This is a genomic window from Massilia sp., from assembly GCF_031995545.1.
Taxonomy (GTDB): domain Bacteria; phylum Pseudomonadota; class Gammaproteobacteria; order Burkholderiales; family Burkholderiaceae_D; genus Telluria.
Genome location: NZ_DAMAGA010000074.1, coordinates 1 through 7,262 on the forward strand (window position 1 = coordinate 1; position 7,262 = coordinate 7,262).

Here is a 7,262-nt window from a genome sequence, read left to right on the forward strand (position 1 = left end):
CAGGCTAGTTATATGAAAAAGCCCGCTCAGTGATCTGAGCGGGCTTTTTTGCATTCTGCAGCGCCAGTATGTCGAATACCGTAGGGTTGGCAGCTTCGCTGCCGACGCGTCCAACCGGCTTCGATGCAATGCAAACGGTATGAATATGCCAACGCAGGTTGAACGCGTCGGCGGCAGAGCCGCCAACCCTACAATAATGGCGGACCTTTAATAGCAAAATCATTGCGAACCGTAGGGTTGGCAGCTCCGCTGCCGACGCGTTCAACCAGCTTTCATTCATTGCGAACAGCGCGATAAATCGGCAGCCGGTTGAACGCGTCGGCGGCGAACCGCGGGGCCGCCTAGGCCAACCCTACCCAGACATATCGGGCACGCGATAAAAGGCGCGTCGGCCGATCGAATGCATGAACGGCAGAGCCGTCCACCCTGCGCCTCCGCCAGCCCCCATCCCTACCGTTTATTACAACAAAATCCTGACCGAAAAATGAAGAAAAGCTTCATTAGCGGGTCATTTGCGTAAACGCATCAATGTAAATAACGATTCGGATAAATAATTATACTTTCCGTCCAGAATGAATCGTGCGCTATAGATTCCACTTTATAATCGCCTGCTTTCGATAGCATTCCTGCGCGATCCATGCACACGCGCAGGTATCTCCACTCTTCTTAAACCTCAAATAATGAATAAACTTTCCACACTCAGCACGAGGGCGAAGCTCGGCGTCGGGTTCGGCCTGGTCGGCATCCTGATCGTCATCCTTGCCGTGATCGCGTGGCGCGGGCTGGGGAATGTGGGGCGGGAGATGACTGCGCAAAACACCATCCGCACGACGCAGCTCGAGCGCCTGTACGAACTGCGCGAATCGCTGGCACAAACCGGCCTGGCGGCCCGTAATGCCTTCGTATTCCCGAACGATGCCGACGCAACGCGCGAACTGGCCATCCTGGACCAGCACAAGGCCCATTATCTGGAAGAGCTGGAAGCGCTCACTCCGCTCTTCGCCGGCAATGCCGACTTCGCGAAAATGCGCGAAGGCCTGCTGCAAATGGCGCAGGAGTTGGATCGCCCGCGCCGTTATCGCGCCGCAGGCCAGATGACCGAATACGGCACCTTCCTGGTCAACGAATGCAGCCCGCTGCGCCGCCGTAACGTGCAAGACATCAACCTGGTCATCAAGGACGTGCAAAACAAAGTCGAACAGGGCACCGCCAACGCCCAGGCTGCAATCTCCACCGCCCAGGGCACGATCGTGTTCGTCACCCTCGCCGCCGTGGTCCTGAGCGTGCTGGTCGGCAGCGCAATCACCGCCCACCTGCTGCGCCAGCTCGGCGGCGAGCCGATCGAAGTCAATCGTATCGCCACCGCGATCGCTTCCGGCGACCTGACCGTCGACGTGGCGGTCCGCGCGAAAGACGAAGCCAGCGTCATGCACGCCATGCGCGGGATGCAGGCCAGCCTGCAAAGCATCGTCGCCCAAGTACGCGGCGGCACCGACATGATCGCGACCGCATCCAGCGAGATCAGCGCCGGCAACGAAGATCTGTCGATGCGCACCGAAGAGCAGGCCAGCTCGCTGGGCCAGACGGCCAATTCGATGAAAGAACTGGCCATGGTCGTCGAGCAGAATACCTCCCACGCGCGTCACGCCAATACCCTTGCCGCTTCGGCCAGCGCAGTGGCCCAGAAGGGTGGGGAAGTGGTCAACGCCGTGGTCGATACGATGCAAGAAATCAATGCATCGTCGCGCAAGATTTCCGACATCATCAGCGTCATCGACGGTATCGCATTCCAGACCAACATCCTGGCCCTGAACGCCGCAGTGGAAGCGGCCCGCGCCGGCGAGCAGGGACGCGGTTTCGCGGTCGTCGCCAGCGAGGTGCGCAACCTGGCGCAGCGCTCGGCCACCGCGGCGAAGGAAATTTCGGCGCTGATCGGTGCATCGGTCAGCCAGGTCGATGCCGGCACCAAGCTGGTCGAGCAGGCCGGCGTGACGATGAACGACATCGTTAGCAGCGTGCAGCATGTGAGCGGCATCATCGCCGAGATCACCACCGCCAGCGAAGCGCAGCATGCCGGCATCCAGCAGGTCAACCATGCGGTCGACCAGATGGACATGGTCACCCAACAAAACGCGGCCCTGGTCGAGCAAGCCGCCGCGGCGGCGGCGGCGCTAAAGGATCAGGCCGGTCACCTGCTGAACACCGTGCGCGTGTTCCGCCTCGAAGGCGACTCGTCGATGCTGCGCATCACGGCCTGACAGCATCGTTTGTAATTGCCCGAAAAACGCCGGCCTCAGCCGGCGTTGTCGTTCAGGCTCTTGCGCAGGCTGACCAACTGGTCGCGCAGCGACGACACTTCGTCGACCGAGCACTGGGTTGCGCACAACACTGCCGGCATGATCTCGGCGGCGTCTTTCCTCAGCGCGTTGCCCTGCTCGGTCAGGCTGATGATCACCTGGCGTTCATCGCTGCGCGCGCGCGTGCGCAGCACCAGGCCCTGCGCTTCCATGCGCTTGAGCAGCGGGGTCAGCGTCGCCGAATCGAGGAACAATCGTTCACCGATATCGGACACGGTCAGCTGATCCTGTTCCCACAACACCATCATCACCAGATACTGCGGATAGGTCAGGCCGAGCTTGGGCAGCAAGCCGCGATACACGCGCATCATGGCCAGCGAGGTCGAATACAGCGCGAAGCACAGCTGGCTGTCCAGGGCCGGCGCCGCCACGGAAGGGGAGTCGTTCGTCGATTTCATCAGTCCAATATAGATCGCACGCAAGCTAATTGCAAGCGATGGTACGCCACTACCAACGCAAACCCGTCTCCATGCAGGATAACTATCCCATGCTTAAATAACGCTTCAAGCGCACTTTTCTGCATTTCGTCGCATCGCACAACCGGTACATACACGGCCGGGATACGATTTCCAGACTGTCATCTAAAGGGGATGGAAATGGACAAGCCGGTAGCAGCAGCGGCGTTGACGCCCGTGGCGAGCAACGAACGCATCCAGTCACTCGACGTCGTGCGCGGGTTTGCCCTGATCGGCATCCTGATGATGAACGTCGAGTTCTTCAACCGCGCCATCGCTTCGCTCGGCACGGGCATGCAGGAGGGACTCACGGGCGCCAACCTGTGGATCAGCTATTTCGTCCAGTACTTCGTCACCGGTAAGTTCTGGACCATCTTCTCGCTCCTGTTCGGCATGGGCTTCGCCGTCATGCTGACGCGCGCCGAACGCGCCGAGCGCGGCTTCCTGGTGCCGTACATGCGCCGTATCGCCGCGCTGGCGGTGTTCGGCGTCCTGCACCACATCTTCCTGTTCGGCGGCGACATCCTGGTCAGCTACGCGGTCGGCGCTTCGGCGCTGCTGATCGTGCTGTACGGCCGCGCCAAATGGATCCTGCTGGCCCTGATCCTGTGCATCGGCGGCGGTTTCATCCCCGGCATGAACTGGCTGTTCGGCATGGCCGGCGGCCTGGCGTTCTTCGGCCTGGCCGCGTGGTGGCTGCGCGGCGAACAGCGCCTGAAGCGCTTCGGCCGGCCGCCGGTGATCGCCTTCATCCTGATGCTGGTCGGCGCGATCGTGCTGCTGGCCGGCGTCGCCTGCTGGTTCGTCCCCGATACGCCGCGCGAAGCGCGTTTCGCCATGCCGGTGCTGGGCTTTGCGCTCACCGTATTGGGGATGCTCACCAAGCGCTATCACGCGGACAAGCCGGCGCGCCCGTGGCGCCTCGGCGTCGGCATCTACTGCTTCATGTTCTTCATGGCCGCCGCAGCGGGCGCCACGCAATATTACTTTCCGCAGCAGGACAAGCCGGCCGTGACCCAGGAAGCGATCAAGAAGCAAAAGGAAGTGGAAGCCGAGCGCGCCAAGATGCGCAAGGAACGCGAACAGCGCATCGAAGAAGAGACCGCAGTAATGAGCAAAGGCAGCTACCGTGACGTGGTGGCGATGCGCGCCGGACGCTTCGCCGAGCATGTGCAGGGCGAGGTCGGTTTCGCCACCATCCTGATCGGCATGTTCCTGATCGGTACCTGGTTCGTCCGCGCCGGCATCATGGAGAACGCGCGGCAGCACCTGCCGCTGTTTCGCAAGCTGGCCCTGTTCGGCATCCCGATCGGCGTCGGCATGGGCCTGATCGGTTCCACCATCGCGATGCATCCGATCCCCGGTTCGCGCGGCGCCGACGGCTGGCAGTTCGCCTCCGGCCTGCAAATGCTGGGCAACCTGCCGGCCTCGATCGGCTACGTCAGCCTGGTGATCCTGATGCTGTACAGCGCCTCGCCGCTGAACAAGATCAGCGTCCTGGCGCCGTTCGGCCGCATGGCGCTTACCAATTATCTGACCCAGTCGCTGGTGGCATCGACCTTCTTCTTCGGCTATGGCTTCGGCAACTGGGGCATCTCGCGCGTCGACCAGATGCTGTTCGTGGTGGTGCTGGCCGCGCTGCAGATCGTGTTCAGCCACCTGTGGCTGGCGCGCTTCCGTTACGGCCCGATGGAATGGCTGTGGCGCGCCGTCACCTACTGGACAATTCCGCCGATGCGCATCAAAGCGCAAGCGCCGGTGGCTGCAGCGGCGACCGCCGCGTGAGGGGCGCGATTGTTCTCGGCGCGGCGCTGCTGGCCTGCGCCGCGCTGCCGGTGGCGGCGCAGCCGATCGCATTGGCGGGCTTGAGCAAGCCGGCCCGCATCGTGGTCGACAAGTGGGGCGTGCCGCACATTTATGCGCAGAGCCAGGATGATGTCTTCTTCGTCCAGGGTTTCAACGCCGCGCGCGACCGCCTGTTCCAGATCGACCTGTGGCGCCGGCGCGGCCTGGGCGAGCTGGCCTCGGTGTTCGGCCCCGGCTATGTGGAGCAGGACCGGGCGGCGCGCCTGTTCCTGTACCGCAGCGCGATGGCGCCCGAATGGCAGGCCTATGGCCAGGACGCGGAGCGCACCAGTGCGCGCTTCGTGGCCGGCATCAACGCTTATATCGATTACATCGCACGGCGGCCGGAACTGCTGCCGTTCGAATTCCGTCAGCTCGGCTATCAGCCGGCAAAGTGGCGTGCCGAAGACGTGGTGCGCATCCGCAGTCATGGCCTGACGCGTAACCTGACCCACGAATTCGCGCGGGCGCGCATGGTCTGCCGCGCGGCTGCGGCGGCTGCGGGACTGGAGGCCGATGCCGTGCGGGCGCGCCTGTCGCCGGCGTGGACCACCAGGGTGCCTGAAGGGCTGGATCCATGCCTGCCCGAAGACGCGCTCGAGGTGTTCCAGCGCGCCACCGATCCGGTACGCTTCGATCGCCGCACGCCGCTGGCCTCGACCATGCCATCCGTCATGTCGGACGACGCCACGCTCGAAGGCAGCAACAACTGGGTGCTGGCGCCATCGCGCACCGTGACCGGACGGCCGATCCTGGCCAACGATCCGCACCGCGCCTATGGCGCGCCGTCGCTGCGTTACATCGTGCACCTGAACGCGCCGGGACTGAACGTGATCGGGGCCGGCGAGCCAGCACTGCCGGGCGTGTCGATCGGCCATAACGGCAAGGTCGCATTCGGACTGACCATCTTCAGCATCGATCAGGAAGACCTGTACGTCTACCAGACCAATCCCGCCAATCCGAACCAGTACCGCTATGGCGGCGGCTGGGAGAACTTCCGCATCGTGCGCGAGAAGGTCGAGGTGCGCGGGCGGCCGGCCAGCATGGTCGAACTGCGCTTCACGCGCCACGGACCGGTGATCTACCAGAACGCCGGCAAGCGTCTGGCCCTGGCGGTGCGCACCGCGTGGAATGCGCCCGGCATGGCGCCGTACTTCGGCAGCATCGACTACATGAAGGCGCAGGACTTCACCCAGTTCCGGCGCGCGATGCGGCGCTGGGGCGCGCCGACCGAGAACCAGGTGTATGCGGACACCGCCGGCAATATCGGCTGGGTGACCGGCGGACTGGCGCCAGTGCGGCCCAACTGGGATGGCCTGCTGCCGGTGCCGGGCGACGGGCGCTACGAATGGAAGGGCTTCCTCGACGGCGCCCAGCTGCCGTATGCGTTCAATCCGAAGCAGGGATGGTTCGCATCGGCCAACGAGATGAACCTGCCGGGCGGATATCCGTACCAGGAGCACAAGCTCGGTTTCGAGTGGCCGGACAACGCGCGTGCGCGCCGCATCGCGCAGGTGCTGGCGGCGACGCCGAAGGCCACGATGGAAGACATGGAGCGGCTGCAGAACGATGTGGTGTCGCTCAACGCCAGGCGGCTGGTGGCGCTGCTCAAACCCTTGTCGTCGCCGGATCGCGATACCCAGGCGGCGCTGCGCTTGCTGTCGTCGTGGGATGGCGAAGAGACGGCGGCGTCGGCAGCGGCCGCGCTGTACGAGGTGTGGTGGTCGCGGCATCTGGGCAATGCGTTCAAGGCGGCGGTGCTGGCGCCGGATCTGGCGAGCATGATGGATGCGCCGCATGCGAGCGTGCTGCTCGAATCGCTCGAGCAGACGGCATCGCGCTTCGGCGCGGATGCAGTGCGCAAGCGCGACGCGGTGCTGCTCGACAGCCTGGCGGCGGCGTGGGCCGACATGGCGTCGCTGCAGGGGCGCGATCCGCAGCGCTGGCAGTGGGGCAGGCTTCACTTCAGTATGTTCGTGCATCCGATGGCGCCGATCCTGGATGGCGCCGGGCGCGCCCAGGTGAACGTCGGTCCGCTGCCGCGTGCGGGCGGGCCGCATACGGTGAACGTGTCGAGCTACCACGCGGACAACTTCTGGCAGATCCACGGGGCGTCGTTCCGCATGGTGCTGGACGTGGGCGATTGGGATAACTCGCGCGCCATCAACACGCCGGGACAGTCGGGCAATCCAGCTAGCCCGCACTATCGCGACCTGGCTACCAGCTGGGCGGAGGGGAAGTATTTTCCGTTGCTGTATTCGTCTGGCGCTGTGGAGAAGGCCACTGAGCAGGTCATTCATCTTATGCCAGCGAAATAACGCGCGGGCCCTTGCGTGGCCTCTCGCGCTTTGCTATAGTTCGCCTCCGCTTCGGCAGTGACCGAAAAGTGTTAACGTAATCAAGTAGTTACGCTGGCATAGGTCCACAGAGAAATCTGAGGCGAAGCAAAAAGGGAGTTGACGAAGATCGCGAAACACTGCATAATCTCTCTCCTCTGCTGCTGACGAACACAACGATTCGCGACAAAGCAGCAAGCGCAGTACCGAATACAGTTCTTTAAAAATTAACAGTCGATAAGTGTGGGCGTTTGATGAAGGTGCCGGCT

At 63.4% G+C, this 7,262-nt stretch carries 4 protein-coding genes; 3 read left to right on the forward strand and 1 reads right to left on the reverse strand.

Annotated features, from left to right (window positions below; translation table 11 throughout):
- The first annotated feature begins 680 nt into the window (after positions 1–680).
- On the forward strand, positions 681–2,258 hold the full coding sequence (locus RTQ83_RS24010; protein ID WP_312520511.1) for a methyl-accepting chemotaxis protein: 1,578 nt from the start codon (positions 681–683) through the stop codon (positions 2,256–2,258).
- Between the two features lie 35 nt (positions 2,259–2,293).
- On the opposite strand, the gene RTQ83_RS24015 is transcribed toward RTQ83_RS24010, so the two are convergent.
- Positions 2,294–2,755 (reverse strand): MarR family transcriptional regulator, encoded by a 462-nt coding sequence (locus tag RTQ83_RS24015; RefSeq protein ID WP_312520513.1) that lies wholly within the window; start codon positions 2,753–2,755, stop codon positions 2,294–2,296.
- A gap of 198 nt (positions 2,756–2,953) precedes the next feature.
- On the opposite strand from RTQ83_RS24015, the gene RTQ83_RS24020 reads away from it, so the two are divergent.
- Together RTQ83_RS24020 and RTQ83_RS24025 are read left to right on the forward strand one after the other, a co-directional pair.
- Complete coding sequence (locus tag RTQ83_RS24020) at positions 2,954–4,597, forward strand: DUF418 domain-containing protein (RefSeq protein ID WP_312520516.1); 1,644 nt, start codon at positions 2,954–2,956, stop codon at positions 4,595–4,597.
- The gene (locus tag RTQ83_RS24025; RefSeq protein ID WP_409456152.1) at positions 4,507–6,975 is read left to right on the forward strand and encodes a penicillin acylase family protein; all 2,469 of its coding nucleotides are present in this window, start codon (positions 4,507–4,509) and stop codon (positions 6,973–6,975) included. The genes RTQ83_RS24020 and RTQ83_RS24025 overlap by 91 nt, the downstream gene beginning before the upstream one ends.
- Positions 6,976–7,262 lie beyond the last annotated feature (287 nt).

Coding starts and splice junctions, on each gene's coding strand:
- RTQ83_RS24015 (WP_312520513.1), bottom strand. CDS start 2,755: ATGAAATCGACGAACGACTCCCCTTCCGTGGCGGCGCCGGCCCTGGAC.
- RTQ83_RS24025 (WP_409456152.1), top strand. CDS start 4,507: ATGGCTGTGGCGCGCCGTCACCTACTGGACAATTCCGCCGATGCGCAT.
- RTQ83_RS24010 (WP_312520511.1), top strand. CDS start 681: ATGAATAAACTTTCCACACTCAGCACGAGGGCGAAGCTCGGCGTCGGG.
- RTQ83_RS24020 (WP_312520516.1), top strand. CDS start 2,954: ATGGACAAGCCGGTAGCAGCAGCGGCGTTGACGCCCGTGGCGAGCAAC.